The sequence below is a fragment of the Dyadobacter sp. 32 genome (genome assembly GCF_902506755.1).
Taxonomy (GTDB): domain Bacteria; phylum Bacteroidota; class Bacteroidia; order Cytophagales; family Spirosomataceae; genus Dyadobacter.
This window is the reverse complement of the sequence record NZ_LR735258.1, coordinates 4,387,664-4,404,447: the sequence shown is the minus strand read 5'-3', so window position 1 is coordinate 4,404,447 and position 16,784 is coordinate 4,387,664. Positions and strand designations below refer to the sequence as shown.

At 40.5% G+C, this 16,784-nt stretch carries 21 protein-coding genes, 1 tRNA gene and 1 pseudogene; 6 read left to right on the top strand and 17 right to left on the bottom strand.

What is annotated here, in order from left to right; translation table 11 throughout:
* The first annotated feature begins 19 nt into the window (after positions 1–19).
* A tRNA-Phe gene (locus tag DYADSP32_RS17870) sits at positions 20–92 on the top strand.
* 82 nt (positions 93–174) lie between these two features.
* Positions 175–1,311 carry a site-specific integrase gene (locus DYADSP32_RS17865; protein WP_149241475.1) on the top strand — a complete coding sequence of 379 codons (1,137 nt, stop codon included), beginning with the start codon at positions 175–177 and terminating at the stop codon, positions 1,309–1,311.
* Positions 1,312–1,366: 55 nt separating this feature from the next.
* On the opposite strand, the gene DYADSP32_RS17860 is transcribed toward DYADSP32_RS17865, so the two are convergent.
* Together DYADSP32_RS17860 and DYADSP32_RS17855 are read right to left on the bottom strand one after the other, a co-directional pair.
* A complete protein-coding gene (locus DYADSP32_RS17860) occupies positions 1,367–3,523 on the bottom strand; it encodes a hypothetical protein (RefSeq protein WP_149241476.1) in 2,157 nt (718 codons plus the stop codon).
* A gap of 11 nt (positions 3,524–3,534) precedes the next feature.
* On the bottom strand, positions 3,535–4,134 hold the full coding sequence (locus DYADSP32_RS17855) for a hypothetical protein (RefSeq protein ID WP_149241477.1): 600 nt from the start codon (positions 4,132–4,134) through the stop codon (positions 3,535–3,537).
* Between the two features lie 543 nt (positions 4,135–4,677).
* Between DYADSP32_RS17855 and DYADSP32_RS17850 the strand changes: the two genes are divergently transcribed.
* Complete coding sequence (locus tag DYADSP32_RS17850; protein WP_149241478.1) at positions 4,678–4,884, top strand: helix-turn-helix domain-containing protein; 207 nt, start codon at positions 4,678–4,680, stop codon at positions 4,882–4,884.
* 33 nt (positions 4,885–4,917) lie between these two features.
* Positions 4,918–5,793: a hypothetical protein gene (locus DYADSP32_RS17845; RefSeq protein WP_149241479.1), complete on the top strand. Its 876-nt coding sequence runs from the start codon at positions 4,918–4,920 to the stop codon at positions 5,791–5,793.
* A 22-nt stretch (positions 5,794–5,815) separates the two neighbouring features.
* On the opposite strand, the gene DYADSP32_RS17840 is transcribed toward DYADSP32_RS17845, so the two are convergent.
* From DYADSP32_RS17840 to DYADSP32_RS17795, 10 genes and pseudogenes are all read right to left on the bottom strand, one after another.
* Complete coding sequence (locus tag DYADSP32_RS17840; RefSeq protein ID WP_414617880.1) at positions 5,816–6,928, bottom strand: DNA cytosine methyltransferase; 1,113 nt, start codon at positions 6,926–6,928, stop codon at positions 5,816–5,818.
* Positions 6,929–6,960: 32 nt separating this feature from the next.
* Positions 6,961–7,361 (bottom strand): annotated as a pseudogene (locus DYADSP32_RS17835) (very short patch repair endonuclease); the annotation flags it as partial.
* 94 nt (positions 7,362–7,455) lie between these two features.
* Positions 7,456–7,689, bottom strand: coding sequence for a hypothetical protein (locus tag DYADSP32_RS17830; protein WP_149241480.1), 234 nt, complete (start codon positions 7,687–7,689; stop codon positions 7,456–7,458).
* A gap of 28 nt (positions 7,690–7,717) precedes the next feature.
* On the bottom strand, positions 7,718–7,930 hold the full coding sequence (locus DYADSP32_RS17825) for a hypothetical protein (RefSeq protein ID WP_149241481.1): 213 nt from the start codon (positions 7,928–7,930) through the stop codon (positions 7,718–7,720).
* A 59-nt stretch (positions 7,931–7,989) separates the two neighbouring features.
* The gene (locus DYADSP32_RS17820) at positions 7,990–8,151 is read right to left on the bottom strand and encodes a SymE family type I addiction module toxin (RefSeq protein ID WP_149241482.1); all 162 of its coding nucleotides are present in this window, start codon (positions 8,149–8,151) and stop codon (positions 7,990–7,992) included.
* A 3-nt stretch (positions 8,152–8,154) separates the two neighbouring features.
* Complete coding sequence (locus DYADSP32_RS17815) at positions 8,155–8,331, bottom strand: hypothetical protein (protein WP_414617879.1); 177 nt, start codon at positions 8,329–8,331, stop codon at positions 8,155–8,157.
* A 477-nt stretch (positions 8,332–8,808) separates the two neighbouring features.
* Complete coding sequence (locus DYADSP32_RS17810; RefSeq protein WP_149241483.1) at positions 8,809–9,141, bottom strand: YegP family protein; 333 nt, start codon at positions 9,139–9,141, stop codon at positions 8,809–8,811.
* A 99-nt stretch (positions 9,142–9,240) separates the two neighbouring features.
* Positions 9,241–9,726, bottom strand: coding sequence for a hypothetical protein (locus DYADSP32_RS17805; RefSeq protein WP_149241484.1), 486 nt, complete (start codon positions 9,724–9,726; stop codon positions 9,241–9,243).
* Between the two features lie 861 nt (positions 9,727–10,587).
* On the bottom strand, positions 10,588–11,646 hold the full coding sequence (locus DYADSP32_RS17800) for a type II toxin-antitoxin system antitoxin SocA domain-containing protein (RefSeq protein WP_149241486.1): 1,059 nt from the start codon (positions 11,644–11,646) through the stop codon (positions 10,588–10,590).
* 6 nt (positions 11,647–11,652) lie between these two features.
* Complete coding sequence (locus DYADSP32_RS17795; RefSeq protein WP_149241487.1) at positions 11,653–12,003, bottom strand: type II toxin-antitoxin system MqsR family toxin; 351 nt, start codon at positions 12,001–12,003, stop codon at positions 11,653–11,655.
* Positions 12,004–12,390: 387 nt separating this feature from the next.
* On the opposite strand from DYADSP32_RS17795, the gene DYADSP32_RS17790 reads away from it, so the two are divergent.
* Positions 12,391–12,612 (top strand): DUF2188 domain-containing protein, encoded by a 222-nt coding sequence (locus DYADSP32_RS17790; RefSeq protein ID WP_149241488.1) that lies wholly within the window; start codon positions 12,391–12,393, stop codon positions 12,610–12,612.
* Between the two features lie 76 nt (positions 12,613–12,688).
* Positions 12,689–13,027, top strand: a complete 339-nt coding sequence (locus tag DYADSP32_RS17785) for a hypothetical protein (protein ID WP_149241489.1) — start codon at positions 12,689–12,691, stop codon at positions 13,025–13,027.
* A gap of 107 nt (positions 13,028–13,134) precedes the next feature.
* Here DYADSP32_RS17785 and DYADSP32_RS17780 read toward each other — a convergent pair whose 3' ends face one another.
* From DYADSP32_RS17780 to DYADSP32_RS17760, 5 genes are all read right to left on the bottom strand, one after another.
* A complete protein-coding gene (locus tag DYADSP32_RS17780; protein ID WP_149241490.1) occupies positions 13,135–13,452 on the bottom strand; it encodes a hypothetical protein in 318 nt (105 codons plus the stop codon).
* The gene (locus DYADSP32_RS17775) at positions 13,449–14,741 is read right to left on the bottom strand and encodes a metal-dependent hydrolase (protein ID WP_414617878.1); all 1,293 of its coding nucleotides are present in this window, start codon (positions 14,739–14,741) and stop codon (positions 13,449–13,451) included. The genes DYADSP32_RS17780 and DYADSP32_RS17775 overlap by 4 nt, the downstream gene beginning before the upstream one ends.
* 158 nt (positions 14,742–14,899) lie before the next feature.
* On the bottom strand, positions 14,900–15,625 hold the full coding sequence (locus DYADSP32_RS17770; protein ID WP_149241492.1) for a DNA adenine methylase: 726 nt from the start codon (positions 15,623–15,625) through the stop codon (positions 14,900–14,902).
* Positions 15,612–16,394 (bottom strand): hypothetical protein, encoded by a 783-nt coding sequence (locus tag DYADSP32_RS17765; protein WP_149241493.1) that lies wholly within the window; start codon positions 16,392–16,394, stop codon positions 15,612–15,614. Before DYADSP32_RS17765 ends, DYADSP32_RS17770 begins: the two co-directional genes overlap by 14 nt.
* Positions 16,395–16,524: 130 nt before the next feature.
* Positions 16,525–16,773: a hypothetical protein gene (locus tag DYADSP32_RS17760; protein WP_149241494.1), complete on the bottom strand. Its 249-nt coding sequence runs from the start codon at positions 16,771–16,773 to the stop codon at positions 16,525–16,527.
* Positions 16,774–16,784: the final 11 nt, after the last annotated feature.

Genomic DNA, 16,784 nt, shown 5'->3' with positions numbered 1-16,784 from the left:
AACGGGGCCAACTGAAAGCGGTGATGTAGCTCAGTCGGTAGAGCAAAGGACTGAAAATCCTTGTGTCGGCGGTTCGATTCCGTCCATCACCACTCAACGCCATTTCTAGCAATAGGAGTGGCGTTTTGCTTTATTGCGACAATTATTGCGACAAATAAACGCAAAAAACGAGGTATGGAAACACACATTAACTCCTATCCATACCGGCTTGCTGAGTTAAAAGATTGCGGTGGTGACCTGTCAAAAAGCTGGTATATTGAGTACTACGTTTACAGTGAAATCGAAGGAGATCTTATAAGAAAAAGGAATCGTGTTCCGCCAAAATTCAAAACTGCGGAAAGTCGAAGACAATACGCAGCGAAGGAAATTTCAGAAACTAATGAAGTTCTTCGAGGCGGTTTTTATATCAAAAATGAGGTTTCAACAGGTTCATCAGAGACGAGGCCGTATCTTGTCGAGGCACTTCAAAATCTGATACCGATTTTAAAACCTGAACTGCGCCCTGATACAATTGATTCCTATAATTCCGCTATAAATAAGCTGATTGGCTTTGCAACGCCTATCACTATTGACCAGATAAATACGCAATATGTGTACCGATTACGGGACTATCTATTGCGAACTGGATGCAGTGCAGCAAATACTAATAATGTAATTTCTCACCTTCGGGCAATGTTTACCCGAATTATGGTCAGGGAAAATCTGGCAGATAATCCATTCAAAATCAAATTCTTGCAGGTTGCCCAGGCGAGCCAGGCGAATATTGCTTTTACCGATGAAGACCGGGAAGTTTTGGAAGCCTATCTAATTAAAAACGATTATGACCTTTACGTACTCACTAGGTTTATTTACTACGCTTTTCTGCGACCGAAGGAATTGAGATATTTAAAAGTTTCGGCCATCCGTTACCAGGAAGGCATTATATTGGTACCCGGTGATGTGAGCAAAAACAAAAAAACGGAACAGATTCCGATAATCAAGCCTTTGAAGGATGTTGTTGAGAAGCAATTTATCAAAACGCCAACACGGCTCAATCTCTTCGGAAAAGGACTGGTGCCATCCGATGCAAGGGCTTCTGTAAATTATGCTTACGACAGACATCAAAGAGCACTTGTTGCTGCCGGATTGCTAGGCAAAGACTATACCCTCTATTCATGGAAACACACAGGTGCTGTAAATGCGTATTTGTCTGGTGTGGGAATAAAGCAGTTACAGTTGCTGCTGAGGCATAGTACGGTGCAGATGACGGATATTTATTTGAAAAGCCTTGGATTGAGGACTGATCCGAATATTGAGAATTATAATTGGTAACCCTTTAATGTTGATTATCTTGTGAAGTTTAAGTAAACTAATGATAGAGAAATGATCAAAATTGTAATTTCTGTCGAGAAGGATACATTCTGTTTGATTTATAATTGTTTCGCAAATTTAGAGTGTCTATGGATTCGATAGTGTAATACCTGCCTGAACTTTCGGATTTTAATGAATCCATTTCATGTTTTAGCTGATAAATGGTGGTCTTTAAACTATCAACTTGTGAGTCAGATGAGAGCTTGTAATTGTTACTTCGATAGCTGATCAAAAGAACGAAGGATATAATTATCAATATAAGAAAGGCAGTTCGGATTGGAACCAAACTTAACAGGTCATCAATTTTTATCTTTTTGTTTTCGAATGGCTGCTTTATATCTAACAAGGTTAGCTTCTCTTTGTCCTTGTGCAACCAAAAAATAAGTAAGTTAAACATTAACATACCGGTTCCAAATGTCAGAAGTAAAGATTGGGAAGTAAATAAATCCTTGTGCTCCATTATTTTTATAGTTCCAAGAATAAAACTTGATACACTAATAAACAATGTCAGTACAGTAATGGCTCTTAAATCTCGCGTGTCGAGCTCTTTTGAAAACCTAAATTCAAAAAATTCCGTTCGAAGGTCAATAGCCACTCGGTTTTTTAGCGACCTTATAACGCCGTTTAATCGCCAATTAGCCTCGCCAAATTTATTTTTTAAAGCTTTATAATCACTCGGAAGTATATAGGTGGAATCGAGAAACAATCCTTTTTGTGTTACGCATTCACTACTATTAAGATAAATAGCATTAATGTCTTTTCTTTCCCATTTTGTTATATTTTTATAAAAATGTTTGTAACAATATTCGTACTGCTTTTTTATCGTGGCAAGGCGCTTGTCAACTTTTGTTAATTCTTCATTGACATCTCTTATCGAATCAAATTTTCTCCAATCTTTAAGAACAAGTAACATTGGTTTCGTTCTCAACTCTTCCAGCAGTGCATCAAGAAAAATTAAATACTGATAAAAGATGTAGAAATCTTGTTGGCAATTTTCGTCGTGGGTCACTTTTAGAGTGTTAAAAAGTTGAGTTAACTTTTCTGGTTCTTTCTTTTCAACTAAATCTTCAATAATTTCTTTGAGAGTAGCCTCATTGTTCAAAGTGATAAAGGTTCTGGTGTTTGCTAAGAGCCTTTTCGCGTTGTCATGTGCTAGATAATTGAAATTGTCTCCTTGTAAACCGTTGATTTCTAGATTATTAAGAATTTCTTCTAAGCGTTTTACTTCGTCTTCTAATTTAGATTTTGTTGCTATACTTTTCCGAATCCACTTGCTTTTTGCATGTATGTAAGAAATATCTGATGTTTTTAATCGATTGGCGTATACGGAAAACTCATCGTTTGGCAAATAGTGTGATATCGTTTTTTCCATAAACATACCATAGTATTTCATCTTTCTGTGCTTAGCCTCCCAGTAATTGATATTGTTTATGGGGTCAGAGGAGTTAGTTTTCGTAAGCCTTAAATTTACTTTGTCCCGCAGGAACTCAGATTTTTCAAGAAGTATTTCTTTCTGTTCTAATATACCTTTGTTAAGAACAATGCAGCGATTGCTTTTCAAATATTCAATGATATTATCTAGGTGATTAACTGTTTCATCAGAACAATTTAACGCCATATCTATCTCTGCTATCGAAATGCTATTACGTAATAAATGTAGGTAACTGTTATGAATTAAATGAGGCTTATTGCTGATCCCAATACCAAGAGATTCCAATCGGCTTAATTCATTGAGATAGTCAACTCGTTTTACTTTTGCGCCAATTGTTAGGCTATCATCCCCCTTTTTTAGAAGACTTTCAAATAATACTAATGTAGTTTGGCAAATGGATAATGTATCCAAAACCATGGACGCTAATTGAGAATCTTTGGAATATGGAGTAATAGTCCTAATATAAATGTCAATCTTTGTTAGATACCCCGGTATCTGTCTAATTTTGTGGTCATTTGGAAGAAGGTAGTATTCGCCCTTCAAAACCGATTCCATTAAATAAAAATAGCACTGGTGAAAATCGATAGTGAGCGAAGAACTAGCTCCCGGTTTATAGAGATCTAGGCTTATACTGAGGATTTTGTCAATCTCTTCGGTACAATTGTGAAAGTCGCTTTGCATATTTGGAGGGTTAGGTCTTATGCAAAAAAAGCTCTCAATATGTTGAGAGCTTTTTTGCATAAATGGAAAAGTTATATGATGGATTCTTGCTCTTCGGTAATATAGCGATAGGAATGGTCTTGTTTGATATCTTCAACCATTATCTCGGAATTAAGAGAATAAGCAGACCTGAAAATGAAAGATTCGAACTGGTGGCAGTTGACGAGCAAATCAATTTCATTGAATAGAAAAAATCTTGGAATTGATTTTGAAAGATTAAATGAAGATTTGTCGATACTGTTTATAATTTCTATATCAATTGCATTATTATTATTAAACAGCTCTGTATTACTAATGAATAATTTATGAGTCTCACTATCCATGCGGAACCCGTATCTTTCATCAGAGGTTTCTAGCAGCGTTTCGAAGCTCGAGTTAAATCTATTAGATATTGCTCCCTGACTTGTGGCTAGAAATGGCGCGAAGAACCCATGAATTTTCTCCATTGAGCCGTTTCCTCCGATGGTCATGAAAAATGGTAGCAGTGAGATTTTCGCTTTGGAGAAGTTATTTTTCCTGTTAAATCCATCGTAGTTTGTGTCAGATTGTGATTTGTATAGGTTAACAGACTTCCATAGTGTGTACTTAATCAGGTCAGCGTCCACTGGTCCTATATCCTGTGAAGATTTCATATAAGATATTAAAAATTGAAAAATTTTAATTTTTTCTTGGAAGGTTCAAATGCTACATGAAGTAGATTTCGCACGAATCTAGATTTTTTTTCGAATAAGATGTGTAGTAGTAGGGAAAAAAGTTGAAAAATTAGATTGTTTCTAAATAGTTGTTTTTGATTTCGTAATTAACTCTAAGACAGGATGATGAATTTTAGTATTTTCCAAACTCCGATAATTCTCGCGTTGTAATGCAAATTTGGGTTTGCATTACAAGAAAATAGTTACTGCTGGTAAAAATAACGAAATCAAATCTATAATGGTGCCTCGGAAACTGGGAAAATAATCGATTATCTGATTACAATCTAATGGAAATTGTATCCTGAAATGCCGAAAGGCAACTATCGGTATAATTTATAATGTAAGTTAAACTTATATAAAAATAACTATGACATATATAAAAATAAGTAAATAATGAATTTTGTGATTTTATAGAACTTTGGTAATCAAAAGATTGCTTTTAAAAGACGCGTGCAATCGCTAAGTTTGGCTGTCACTGGCAATATGGAAGAACGAATTAATCGGGTTAAAGAGATACTAGTCATTCAAGGGAAATCACAAAAATGGCTGGCTGAAATGCTTCAAATCAGTACGACAGCAATGACTGCGATATGCAATAATAGATCGCAGCCACATTTAAAGGACCTTAGACGAATAGCTGAAATCCTTGATGTAGATGTTAGGGAGCTACTTGTACCCTCTAAATCATAACTGGTGACATAAAATGACCTCATGTCCTCCGTTATGAAAAACAGATTTGACGAAATCAAAAAGCTTTACGACCAGTTTCGAAAAGGAAGCACGGGAGTTGACCCGGCCCGCGACTCATTATTAGCGTTGATTATTTCGAAATGTACCGGATTGTTATCTGATACAGATAAGGTTATGTTGATTTCTAAAGTACCCAAAAAATCTTACTTTGAATTTAACATACCGGGAACACCCAAATTTTCCAGAGCTGTCAATGCCAATCTCTTCTCTTTTGAAGGGAATTTGCTGTGGAGCGACTTTGTGGCAAGTGTAAGATCAGGAACTTTGATACCTAGCCAAAAGGAGGAAATTTCTAAAATTTTGTATAGTGCTGCCATGTCCTTTTGCGCACTCAATGATTTGTTTAGCGCGGGCGATCAGAAAACCCCAGGGACATTTTTTGAGCATTTCATTTCTTACGTTTTCAAGCTGAGTCTGCAAGTCGAACCGGTCACCACAATTCTGGTATTGGATTATGACGGTGATTATGTTAAGCTTCAGACCGATAGGATTTTCAATCTCGGGCTTCATCGCCCAAAGTTTCACGTGCCGATAAAAACTTCATCCAGAGAAAGAGCCATTATGCTTTGGGCTCACCAAAAACTACTGGATGGTGTTTACGGGATTGAGAAGTTTATTGGAACGCCAGTCTTGTTGGCTGAAACCAAAACAGATATTAAGAAGAAGGAAGTTGTGGAAATATGCCTTCCTGATCAATGGCTTGTATATCAGTTGTATATCTCTAAATTGAAACGGGTCTACTATCTTGATTTACCCGACGCGTATCTCAGGTTAGCTTCCGCCACCCCTCCGATACATGTCAAGCCTCTTTCGGAATTTTTCTTTGAATGGAGAGATATTTACTACTAACATTTTTATTACATACAATTTTTCAGGCTAATTGCCGTGCATCGTAGCTTAAATCGCTTAGTATTTCCTCATCCAAATCGGTTACTTGTTCCAATAATGTCACAATGGCAATACCAATCGCTTCTGCCAAAGGTGGCGGAACAGCATTTCCGATTTGCTTTCTCACTTCGCCACGATTACCCATAAATTCAAAATTTAAAGGAAACCCTTGTAATAAAGCGGCTTCGCGTGCGGTCAAGGCTCGATCTTGGGTCGGGTGCCCGTATCGCCCCCGGCTGATGCTATCAAATCCCCCCGTTATAGTTGGGCATTGGCCATTCCAATCCAAACGGCCATAAACGTCCGGCCATCCACCTTTCGATGTATTTACAATCTGATGACATTTAAGCCTTAGCTCAAACGGAATATTTTTCCAGCCACCTCCCTGTGGAACATGAGAAAACCTCAGTTTGTTGAGCTCAGTTATCTTAGCTTCTTGATGATTATAAATTTCTGGATGTGGGGAGAAGTCTGCAGGTGGCTCAGGTAGATCTCCAATAACTTCACCAACGGTTTTTCTATCATTTTTTGAAATACGTTTTGGTATTTCAAAAGAAACATTCAGATCCTTTCGCACCCCCACGGTAATAAATCTGGTCCTTGTTTGAGCGAGATTGTAGTCAGCTGAGTTATAGAAATGTGGATATAGCGTATAATTTGAAAGGATTTCCTGGACCTTCTTTAGAAACACTTCGCCTCGCTTCAACCCCAACATGTCAACATTTTCCAAAAGAAATACTTTTGGTGTTAACTCCGTAACCAGCCTAGCGTATTCAAGAACAAGATTATTTCTATTGTCTCCGTTGTGCGCTCCTCTGGTTTGACGTGAAAAGCCTTGGCAAGGTGGACCTCCTGCGAAAAGATCAAGTTCGCCCGGCTCGATACCAATTTCATTCATAATGTCAATACCACTTAAAAAATTGACATCAATGACCTTGCAGTGATTTCCGGGGATGTAGTTGTTATATGACTTAACGGCCCATTCGTTGTTGTCAAAAGCATATCGAACATCAAACCCAGCTCTTTGAAGTCCAATAGATAAACCTCCTGCACCAGCAAATGATTCTACCGCAATAAATGACTTTTTCTGATCCACACCTGTTATTATTAACGATTCTATATTTTAAACTAATGTTGACAGTCTAACCAATTATTGAATAATAAAGCTCCTGTAAGCTTTTCAATTGAGCTGTTTTTTTTTAGGGAGCATTGCCAAACCACAAATACGGACCAGACAGCTGCTTGAAGTTTCAAAATAACATCCTTATTTCTCAGAATGTTTTTAAAGATTGTCTCTGTCCACCATTCTGTTCTTGTCTTTGGCAGTTCAGCATGCTTGCAACTATCGTGACCATGCCAAAAACATCCATTGACGAAAACAACTGCTTTGTATTTAGCAAAGCCAAATCAGGTTTACCAGGTAGACGCGTATCGTGCAATCTAAATCTAAGTCCTCTTGAATGCAAGTATTTTCGCACTATTAGCTCAGGTTTAGTATTTACACTTTTTACCTGACTCATGTTGTAAGTTCTTTCAGCTTGGTATGTATATCAGGCATATTACTTAAAATGTATTGGAAATGTGCCAAAAAAATGGAACATTTCCAATTTTTTCAAAATTTTTTCAACTTGCAATCTGCCTCATTACAATCTCAATCCCTTCATCCTTAGACATAACATTACCAAACTCTCGCAACGAATCGACATCGTTGTAGGTGCCGTTCCGGTCATTCCATTCCAGCCAGTCGATGATTTCTTCTCTTGAAGTCAGAGAAAGGAACTGGTGAAGGTCTGAGGGACTGAGATCCATAATCTCGAAATAACTTAGGCCAAGTGAAAATTGTTTGTCGTGTACCATGGGAGTAAAGTTAATAGTGAGTAATGATTTATGCCTCCTTGTCAATCATAGTCAAAAACTGTTCACCGACAAATATCCCTGGATTCTGTGCAGGATGTGGTTTCAACAAACGAACTTGGTAATACCAGCGGTTCGTGATCGCAACCAATTTTGAATCTTCAATTATACCTTCCTGATCACCAAAACCCGTCGCGGTGCCGGAAACCATAACTTTGTCGAAAACTGAGAATTTGCTGTTCATGATCGAAATGTTTAAAGATTGATGAAATGGCCGGGAGCCGAAACTCCCGACCTGGTGAATTACTTGCTAATAATCACTTGACCGGCGACGACCGAAATGGTCACTTTCTCGCCGGCCTGAAAACCTGCTTCCTGGAACCAAACCCCCGAAAGCAACAGTGATGGAACCCACCGGTAACCTCGTGACCGGCGCTCCGCTTTGTGCTGGATTTTCCTTTCCATAATTCAGTAAGGTAAAACCAGGTCGCAAACCTGCTGATAAAGCTTCCAGATTGTGTGGCGCTTCGCTTTCAAAAACACCGTAGCAGCTGGGGACTTGGCGGTGTCCAATTGTTGCTGCACTTTGCTGAGATCCTTTGAAAGGCTCTGCTGTAACTGCCATAACTTATCTAATGTGTCCATATTAGAAGTGGTTAACCTGCCTGCAACGCACAAGCATTACGCGTGTAGCACGAGGTAGGTTTGGATTAGTGCAAGGGTTTGCCGGGAAAAAATACTACCCGCAGGGTGGAGATTTTTTATCGGATGGCGCTTTTCGCGCCACCCTTGCGCGTTCCAAACCGGTCGTATCTTTCGTAATACTTGTGTGATGCGTGCGTAGGGCCTCGACCAAGATGTGGCATCCATGGAAAGTCGGCACGGTCGACCAAACCCGGCTGGTGAGGCTCGGGAAGGCGGATGGATGGGCCGCTGGTTTGTGTAGCCTGGACGAGACCTAGGCAGACGGGTATCAGGGCCGAAGCATTCGAATGATTAAAAAAAATGGACTGAAGATAATCTTCAATCCATTAATAACCATCAACAAACTTTAAAAACTTTGGACGAATTAGTTAGGTTAAGTCACTTTTATATAGCGTTTTATGTCGGATTAAATGCGAATTATGCCGTCTGGTCTTCTGTTGTTGCTGTCGGGCCGTTCTTTTTCACGGATTCAATGCCGTTGTCTCGTCCCGATGTACTTTCATACATTTCGCTCGACCCGATAATTTGACCGTTTGTGGCTTTCAGGTTGAAATAATATTTCCCGTTTTTGGATGTATTTTTTTCGTAGCGGGCATCGTCGGGCGAATTCTTTTTGACCGACTCAATACCGTTCATGCAACTTGCCTTGGAAGAATAACCTTCGCTGCTCAGGATGGTTTGCCCGTTGTCGGCTTTAAGATTAAACTGAAATTCACCATTGGTACGCGTATTAACAACATACTTTCCCATAATGTGATTAAATTAAGTGAAGCGATTAAATTTTATTGAAGTAACTATTTAATAGGTTAAACTGCAAGCTTTCAGGCGGTTGATTATCAATCTTGTCCGTCAACGGGCCAGCTCGTCGAGAAGCCATTTCTCAAATTTCCCGGTCGATTTGCCATTCAGCTCGTATGCATCTATGGTTACCTGGTCCAGCCTGGCTTTTGCCAGGGTGGTACTGTCGGTCAGTTTTTTAAGGCGTACCGTCCAGGTAGCGCCCATTTTGTATTTTCGGGCTTCGGTCGGGTATTCATTGGAGAAGCGTTCGGCAGCTATGTAAGCGTCAGGCTTGTACAATGTTCCTGTGCGGGTTTCAAAACTGGAATGATCATTCAGAGAAATGTTATCGGATATCAAAATGCCACTTTCTTTGTCGATGAACTTGACCGGATATCCGCGCTCTGCGATAATGTCCAGCACGGTTTCCCATACTGCGGACGGCGGTTTGCTGATCACAGCACTTGCTGCAATGTCCTGATAATTGCCTTTAAGTGGCACAACATGATTGCAGCCTTGCAGGGCAATCAGGCAAAGGATGATTGTTTTTTTCATAGTCGTAGGTATAAAAAAGGTTAAAGACTATCCAGATATAGTGTGCGGAAAAAGAAAAAGGATCGGAGCAATTTTGCTTCGATCCTTTGGTAATCACTTCATCCAAACGGCTAACAACCGTCTGATAATTAGACTCTTTTGCACGGTAACGGTCACAATTCTATTTATTTTTTTTCTGCACTTTTTGAACCTGAATGCTTTTTTGGAAGTCGGGGTCTGGCAGGACATTACTTAGGAATGCTTAGCAGGATTTTTCAATGGATGCAGGACGCTCGAAGGCGAGACTGTGCTGGCTAGGAGCGCCCGGCCATTTTTCGCGCGGGAAGGGGTGCGGGGGCGCGAAAATGGCCAAAGGGGGCGCACAAATATGAAAGGCGGCCCGACACCACAGACCCCGCAAATAATGTCGGAGGGCCGCCGCCGACCGCCGGAAGAGAAGGAAGAGCCGAGTTTTTACGAGGGAACCGCATTGCAAGTAGCGTGACAGAACGCAGCTTGCGGAGTGATGGCGCGATACTTGCGCGGCCTGACTGAACGACCAGAGGGAGACCGCTATACCCGCCTAGGTGCAATTTTACTTTCTTGGTTGGATGGTCAGCGGGGATACCTGGCCTTGCGCGAGACGAGCAAAAGGGACAAATATGGATATCCTTACGCCTGTGGCCGAAAGAGCGGAGAAGGATTAAACTGGATGGCCGATTTTGCTTTTAGCAAAATTGGACGGTCTGTTTAATTGTGCGGCTAGATGGAGTTAAATATCTGTGTGATGGTGCTCTGCTTTGGTGAAGCAACCGGGTTCCCCAAGCTTTGGCATGTTGCGGCTGCGGGGCTTGGGGAATGGGTTGTGCGAGTGCGGGAATACTAAGCTGGAATCATTTCCTTTTCTTCACAAAAATTTTGATTTAATACTTTTAGCGAAAGTTGTTCTGTCAATGAGAAAGCATATTTATAAGAAATTAACGAACAGGTTTGATGGTTTTCTTTCCAGGCTAACTCATTGTGGCTTTTATCAACAATCTGTTTTGTGGTCATCTTACCAAGACTATTAACAATGCAAGACAAGATTTCAAATTCCGAATCCTCGAATAATTCTCGATCGAAATTTTCAATGCTTTTAATATCATCTCCAAAAATACCTTCTCCGTACTCCTTTTCTTCAATCGACAACTTTCCGATTTCTGAAAGTTTAACGTAAAGCTTGTCATATCTGTATGGGACAGGTCCGTACTGTATCGCTTGATAAGTGATGCCGGACATAGAATATCCATATCTTTGATAATTTTGAAAATCAGAATAAAAAAGTAATTTATTTAATTTAGTCTTACATAAAGAAATGCCATTCTCCTTATTATAAAAAGATATAATACCCGAAATCTTATCCAAATCCAAAGCCTTGTATCCGTTTAACTCGCCGGGAATTTCTTTTTTTTCCAATACTACTTTTCTTTGTCTTTTCTTTTCTTCGCGATCAGCAATTAGTTGTTCAGCGAATTTTATGAGTTTCTCCGACTCTTTTTCTTTTATAATGTGCGCGCTGGCACGAACCTGCTTTATAAATTCAATTGGATCTTTAATGGATAATATAAGCCTACCAATGGCTACGGATGGCATATCACCAGATTCGTATAAACGATACGAATTAGTACCTAAGCCTAGAATCTCAGACATTTTATTTGCTGAAATACCGTAAATCATCCTAATATTTTTTATTTCTTCTGGAAATGGGATGCCATACTTTTCTCTATAACGATTATGTACCTGAATGGTATTTATTTGGTCTAATACATCATCAGTATATCGCTCTTTTGAATCTTCGCACTCAAAAAAGTGATAAGTAATGTCGAAATCCTCTTTTCTAAACGACAGAGAGGCAGCTTCTCGCAGCACTTTCATTTCTCTGCCTGTTATGGGGCTTTTCATGATATTTTATGTTTTGGGATACTTCAATTTATGAGAGGCAACGTGGAAGGATATGCATAGTACACTTGAACTTGGATGCCCCAAGGAAATTTTTATATAGATTTCTTTCCCGCCGTGAGCTTTTCCAAACACCCAAAGACTCGAAATTCCATATAGCTGATCTGTGATTGGACCATCAACGTAATCCTTAACGGTAATTGATTCGATTATTGTGCGACGTTTCGCTGGTGAAATTTCCAGCTGTAATAAGGTTTGAGCATTTTTAGGATTGGTTCGTTCTGTAAAAAGAATGTTAAAAATTCCATACTTCACAAAAAAATCTCTCAAAAATTGTTCCACTTCGGCTTCTGGTGCCACAAATGTATAACGTTTAGAAGGATTTCATAACAATAACAGTATTTTAACACTGAAAATTCAACGTTAAAGTTTATTTATGGCAATATGGCATATTTATTCGACAATCTAAAAGGCGATTAAGTAAATTATCTTTCATCATAGTGTAGATATTCTTGGAATGTGAAAAAAAGGCTTTAAAATGTAAAAAATACAACGATAAAGTGAACTTTCGTATGTATGTACCTGTTTCTTAAAAATAGGTACAAAACGAAAGGAGGTGTTTAAAATGAATAAGTCGGTTTATAGGAGTGCAGTAACAGGTAGGTATGTGAAACCAGGTTTTGCAAAGACCCACCAGAATACCACGGTTAAGGAAACAGTGAAAAAATCAGGTAAAAAATCAAAACAATGAAAAAAAATCAACATGTTGTACCCCACAACGGCAACTGGGGCGTAAGAGGGGAAGGTAATTCGCGCGTGACGGTTGTAACCGGAACGCAGGCCGAGGCGATAGAACGTGCACGTGAGATAGCAATTAATCAGCAATCCGAATTGTTAATACACGGAAGAAATGGGCAGATTAGAGATAGAAATAGTTACGGTAACGACCCTTTTCCACCCGAAGGGTAGTGGTTGTCAGAATAACGAAGGGCATAGATCAAATGCCCTTCGTATTTTTTAAGTGTAAAACACAAATGACCTAACAATGAAAAAAGGTGAAATAGAATTTAAGAAAAAGGCCATCGGGTTTTTGGAGTGTGTAAAATACTCTGGAAAATTCAGAGAAAATGAAAAAATACGTCAGACATTGAAAAGCTTGGGAAATATTGAGACTGAGGGTGATATCAAGTTTGAAGTTGTCGGAAATTTTGTTGGAGCGACTTCTCAAAAATGGTTTGGTGTGTTAAGCTCAGACAAAAAGCAAGTTTATTACACCTATCTGCATTCAAATAAATGCCTTGGAGCCTTTTCTTTTATACCGGATGCTGATGCTGTGGCAACAGCTGATGAAGTAATTTCCGCAGAAAAAGAAATGGAAGTTTAAGTTGATTCGGCTCAACCTAACAAAGTTTAGTTTTTTATTGATCTTCACGTCGGTGAACAATCGTTGATAGGGGCTTTGTCAACTCGCCTGAGCCCCTATTTCTCTTTTCAAAACTCCACCCCCCAGCCAAACCTTCCCGTATAAGTAATAGCCGTGTCCACATTCACCATTTGCCGGTTTTTATCGGCGGAGACGCGGAGCATGATATGGCCGTCCGGAATGTGGGAAAGGTGGACGCGTTCTGCGTGTCTTCTGTCGAAAGGCTTGGTAATCGTTTGGTTACTGTCTGGCAGGCTAAAAATATAAACCATGGCATAATCAACACCCTCAATACTAATCTCAATATCCCGGTACTCCCCGGGCCACTCGCAGGAAGTTAGGCAGAAAAAAATAAAAAGGAGCGGGGTTTTTGAAAATTGTTTCATGGTTCGAGCATATTGATGTAACCCGAAACTTTTACCGGTTCCGGTTCGGCTTGTGGTTTTGCTTTCAGGGCTTGCAGCTGAAGGCGGATTTTTCCTGTATTATCTTCGGCGTCTTGGTGGTTTGCCAGTTCGGTTTTTAGCTTTTGGAGTTCCTTTGTGGCTTTTTCGCGCTCGTAAAGATCGAGCGTGTTTATCTCGGTGGTGAGCTTTGTGATCTGGTTTGCCAGGTTTTGGCGCTGGCTTTGGATCGCAGACATGCGCTTGTACTCGCTTGCGAGCTCGTAGAGCAGAATCCTGCGCCTGGCTTCGATGGTGCTGGTGTCGGCTGCTACGGCCGGTTTGTTTATAAAATCAAATGTCGGGTCCACGATATAGGCAAGATCCGCGCTTTTGGATTCCATCGGCTGATTCTGCTTTGTGTATATGAACGGGTAATTGGCCTGTAATTTCAGTGTGATCAGGGGCTTTGCGGTCAGTAACTTTCGGAGGCTGTCGGGGCTGATGTTGGAAAAGAATATCTCTTTGGTGGAAATCATTTTTTGCGTCCGGGTCGGGGTCAAACTGATAATTCTGTCCGTTTTTTCGATCCTGATAAACTGGTTATTGTCCCAAATTATCGCCTGATTTTCAGCGGATTTGATCAGTCGCCCTGAGCCAGAAATCTCTTTTCCAGCTTCATTTCTGAATTTGTAAGCAACTGACAGCATGGTTTCTGATTGTACGTTTTCCTGATGTAAATGTTTCAGGTCGGCAAACTGCCGGTTGTAGGTGTTCCAGAAGCCGTTTGTAAAAAGGTTCTGGCATGTGATCCCCAACAAAATGAAAATGGCAAAACAGGCAGCTTCGGTTTTCAGGTCAGAGCTACGCAGGCGCATATCCGGGTTGCCAGGAATAACGCATGGATTGCGTTTGAAAGGATAGAATAGCGGTACGCCCTGTTTGGTGAGCATGTCAAAAAGCAGGTGCGAGAAATACGCGAACGCGAATACGAGCGTGTACGAAAAGCCGGTACTCAGCAGCTTTTCCAGAAACATCACCAGAAAGATTCCCGGAATGAAAACCGTGAGGCTGTGGGTGATTGTCCTGTGGCCGTACTTGCGGTCGAGCCATTTGGCCAATGGATAAAATGCTTTGCCGATTGGAGATTTTAAATGGTCGATATCCGGCAGGATAGCAAAGAATCCCGTAGCTGCGAGCATTTCAGGCCGGGCAAAAATATTGACGTTCCAGAAACTGGCGAAAATGCCGGTGAAAACGATTCCACCGGTGATGTGGTTGGTTCCGCTCATGATGTCAATTTTGAATGTTTGAGTGACTGAATGATTGAATAATAATCCTTCGGCCAACATAGATGGAAATAGCTATGATGCAGCATAGATTATTATGTCTATGTGGACCGCATAGATGGGAAGAGCTATGCTGCCGGTTCCGTCGACCATAGATCAATTCATCTATGCTGCAGCTGATATTCCTCGATAATTGAGAAAATAATGGCGTTCCTTTCATGTGGGTCAAGGTTTTTAAGTTTTTGAATTTCCCTCTCAATCTTTCGTTTGATGCGTTGTCGGTCGGTAAAAGTGTTTCCCAGAAAACCGTAGTCATGGAGTATTCCCTCGTCGTTTCGGTAGTTCATGTATAAATATTCCGTTGCCAAACCAACGCGGGTTTTAGCCTGGAAAGTTAGAAGCTGCCAATCTTTCAAATGTTCAGCATACATCTCATTTTTATAGGTTGAGACAATTATGTCTATGTTGGCCATGGATTCAAGTTGCTTTACAACATTTAGTAATTGAATGTGTTGATGATCCGATATCTCATAGTTGTAAACGTCTATGCTGGATCTCCGCGAGCTGAGTGGATACGGCGGGTCGAGATAGATGCAGTATTTCAGATCAGGGTTAAATTCGTAAGATTCTAAAAACCTGATTGCATCGGTGTTTAGCAAGACAATATTGTCTATGCTGGAGGCTTTCCATCTTTCGTAAACCATCGGATCAATATCATTGATGATGTTGGTGGCAGACGGTTTTTTGTTCTGGAATACGGCTCCTGATCCAGCAAATAATTCCATGTATACATGATGTGGACGGATGACGTTGATGATCTGCTGGTAAACACCACTGCCATTTTTGCCCCCAAAATATGTTTGAAAAACTTTGTTACCTGGTAGCATAGTTAGCTTTATCTATGGCAGCTGTGAATGAATGTGAATGTTGAGAATCGACTTGTGTCAAAATTTCCCGGATCAGAGCCGGCGGTACTATGCTGCGCTCGTAGGCGCTGCTTAATTTGTTGACAGAACCAGGAAAGGATCGGCCTACACAGCTGCTGATCCTGGGGAGCTTTAAAAAGTTGCAGTTGGTGAAGATGTCGGTCGGCTTGTAGATGTCCATTTCGAAATCTGAATAACTGATTTCGTGCCGAAATGGAGCGTAATTCATCTGTGGCATGTGCCTGAGCGCTCCGCGCGGATTTTCGATAAAATAGTACGTAGGGTTAATTTTCCTGATCAGCCATAGTGTTTTTTCCAAGAGTCGGACCGCTGACCTGGCTGCGTCGGTTTTAGGGAAATAGTAGTAGCTCCGGTGATTGTATGTGATCTTTTCCCAATGGTTGACCAGGTTTAGTATGGAATATTGGGTACAGGGAACTGATGCCCAGACAATGGAAATTTTGTTCCTGTCCGGAATCTGGTGCAAGGCCAGTTTGGCAATGTCGGCAGACAGATCAGGTTGATACTGTTCTTCCAGATCGATCGTGAACGTACGGTACCCGAATTCCTCTCTTGCGACCCGCGATACGGTCCCGGAACCCGAAAAAAGTTCTAGCAAATACCGGTCTTTTTCGCCCGTTTTGAAATGCAGATTGTCCGCATGAGTGGACATGCAATTTTGGCAATGCCAGGCCGATTTTTTTAACAATGGGTAGTATATTTCTTTCATAGCGAATTCAAATTGTTTGATCCCGCATGATGTGCAATAGTGTCTTGTTTTGGGTTTCATGGTACAGTCCGGATGAGTTATTTTCGAAGTGCCCGACTCAATTGCGGTCACAGTGAAATGATTTTCCATTTTATCGCGGGATCAGATAATAGTAATTGGTTCTGTTAATTCGGTCAAGCGGTTCATTGACTTTTACATTATCAATAAAGCATCGTCCGCTTAGTTGTATTCCCGCGAAACCTTTTGAAAGTGCTCTTCTGATTGCGGGTTCCTGTCTTTGCAGGGAATTTGATCGGATCAATTCTGATAGATTGGTGTAAATGCCAGTGGCATCCTGAGCATAATTTTGGAAAATCCAGACTGTTTTATCCTTTTTCATAATTGGTGAAT

Excerpts from the sequence above, each read along its gene's own strand:
- DYADSP32_RS17865 (WP_149241475.1), top strand. The coding sequence starts at position 175 with ATGGAAACACACATTAACTCCTATCCATACCGGCTTGCTGAGTTAAAA.
- DYADSP32_RS17860 (WP_149241476.1), bottom strand. The coding sequence starts at position 3,523 with ATGCAAAAAAGCTCTCAACATATTGAGAGCTTTTTTTGCATAAGACCT.
- DYADSP32_RS17855 (WP_149241477.1), bottom strand. The coding sequence starts at position 4,134 with ATGAAATCTTCACAGGATATAGGACCAGTGGACGCTGACCTGATTAAG.
- DYADSP32_RS17850 (WP_149241478.1), top strand. The coding sequence starts at position 4,678 with ATGGAAGAACGAATTAATCGGGTTAAAGAGATACTAGTCATTCAAGGG.
- DYADSP32_RS17845 (WP_149241479.1), top strand. The coding sequence starts at position 4,918 with ATGAAAAACAGATTTGACGAAATCAAAAAGCTTTACGACCAGTTTCGA.
- DYADSP32_RS17830 (WP_149241480.1), bottom strand. The coding sequence starts at position 7,689 with ATGGTACACGACAAACAATTTTCACTTGGCCTAAGTTATTTCGAGATT.
- DYADSP32_RS17825 (WP_149241481.1), bottom strand. The coding sequence starts at position 7,930 with ATGAACAGCAAATTCTCAGTTTTCGACAAAGTTATGGTTTCCGGCACC.
- DYADSP32_RS17820 (WP_149241482.1), bottom strand. The coding sequence starts at position 8,151 with ATGGAAAGGAAAATCCAGCACAAAGCGGAGCGCCGGTCACGAGGTTAC.
- DYADSP32_RS17815 (WP_414617879.1), bottom strand. The coding sequence starts at position 8,331 with ATGGACACATTAGATAAGTTATGGCAGTTACAGCAGAGCCTTTCAAAG.
- DYADSP32_RS17810 (WP_149241483.1), bottom strand. The coding sequence starts at position 9,141 with ATGGGAAAGTATGTTGTTAATACGCGTACCAATGGTGAATTTCAGTTT.
- DYADSP32_RS17805 (WP_149241484.1), bottom strand. The coding sequence starts at position 9,726 with ATGAAAAAAACAATCATCCTTTGCCTGATTGCCCTGCAAGGCTGCAAT.
- DYADSP32_RS17800 (WP_149241486.1), bottom strand. The coding sequence starts at position 11,646 with ATGAAAAGCCCCATAACAGGCAGAGAAATGAAAGTGCTGCGAGAAGCT.
- DYADSP32_RS17790 (WP_149241488.1), top strand. The coding sequence starts at position 12,391 with ATGAAAAAAAATCAACATGTTGTACCCCACAACGGCAACTGGGGCGTA.
- DYADSP32_RS17785 (WP_149241489.1), top strand. The coding sequence starts at position 12,689 with ATGAAAAAAGGTGAAATAGAATTTAAGAAAAAGGCCATCGGGTTTTTG.
- DYADSP32_RS17780 (WP_149241490.1), bottom strand. The coding sequence starts at position 13,452 with ATGAAACAATTTTCAAAAACCCCGCTCCTTTTTATTTTTTTCTGCCTA.
- DYADSP32_RS17775 (WP_414617878.1), bottom strand. The coding sequence starts at position 14,741 with ATGAGCGGAACCAACCACATCACCGGTGGAATCGTTTTCACCGGCATT.
- DYADSP32_RS17770 (WP_149241492.1), bottom strand. The coding sequence starts at position 15,625 with ATGCTACCAGGTAACAAAGTTTTTCAAACATATTTTGGGGGCAAAAAT.
- DYADSP32_RS17765 (WP_149241493.1), bottom strand. The coding sequence starts at position 16,394 with ATGAAAGAAATATACTACCCATTGTTAAAAAAATCGGCCTGGCATTGC.
- DYADSP32_RS17760 (WP_149241494.1), bottom strand. The coding sequence starts at position 16,773 with ATGAAAAAGGATAAAACAGTCTGGATTTTCCAAAATTATGCTCAGGAT.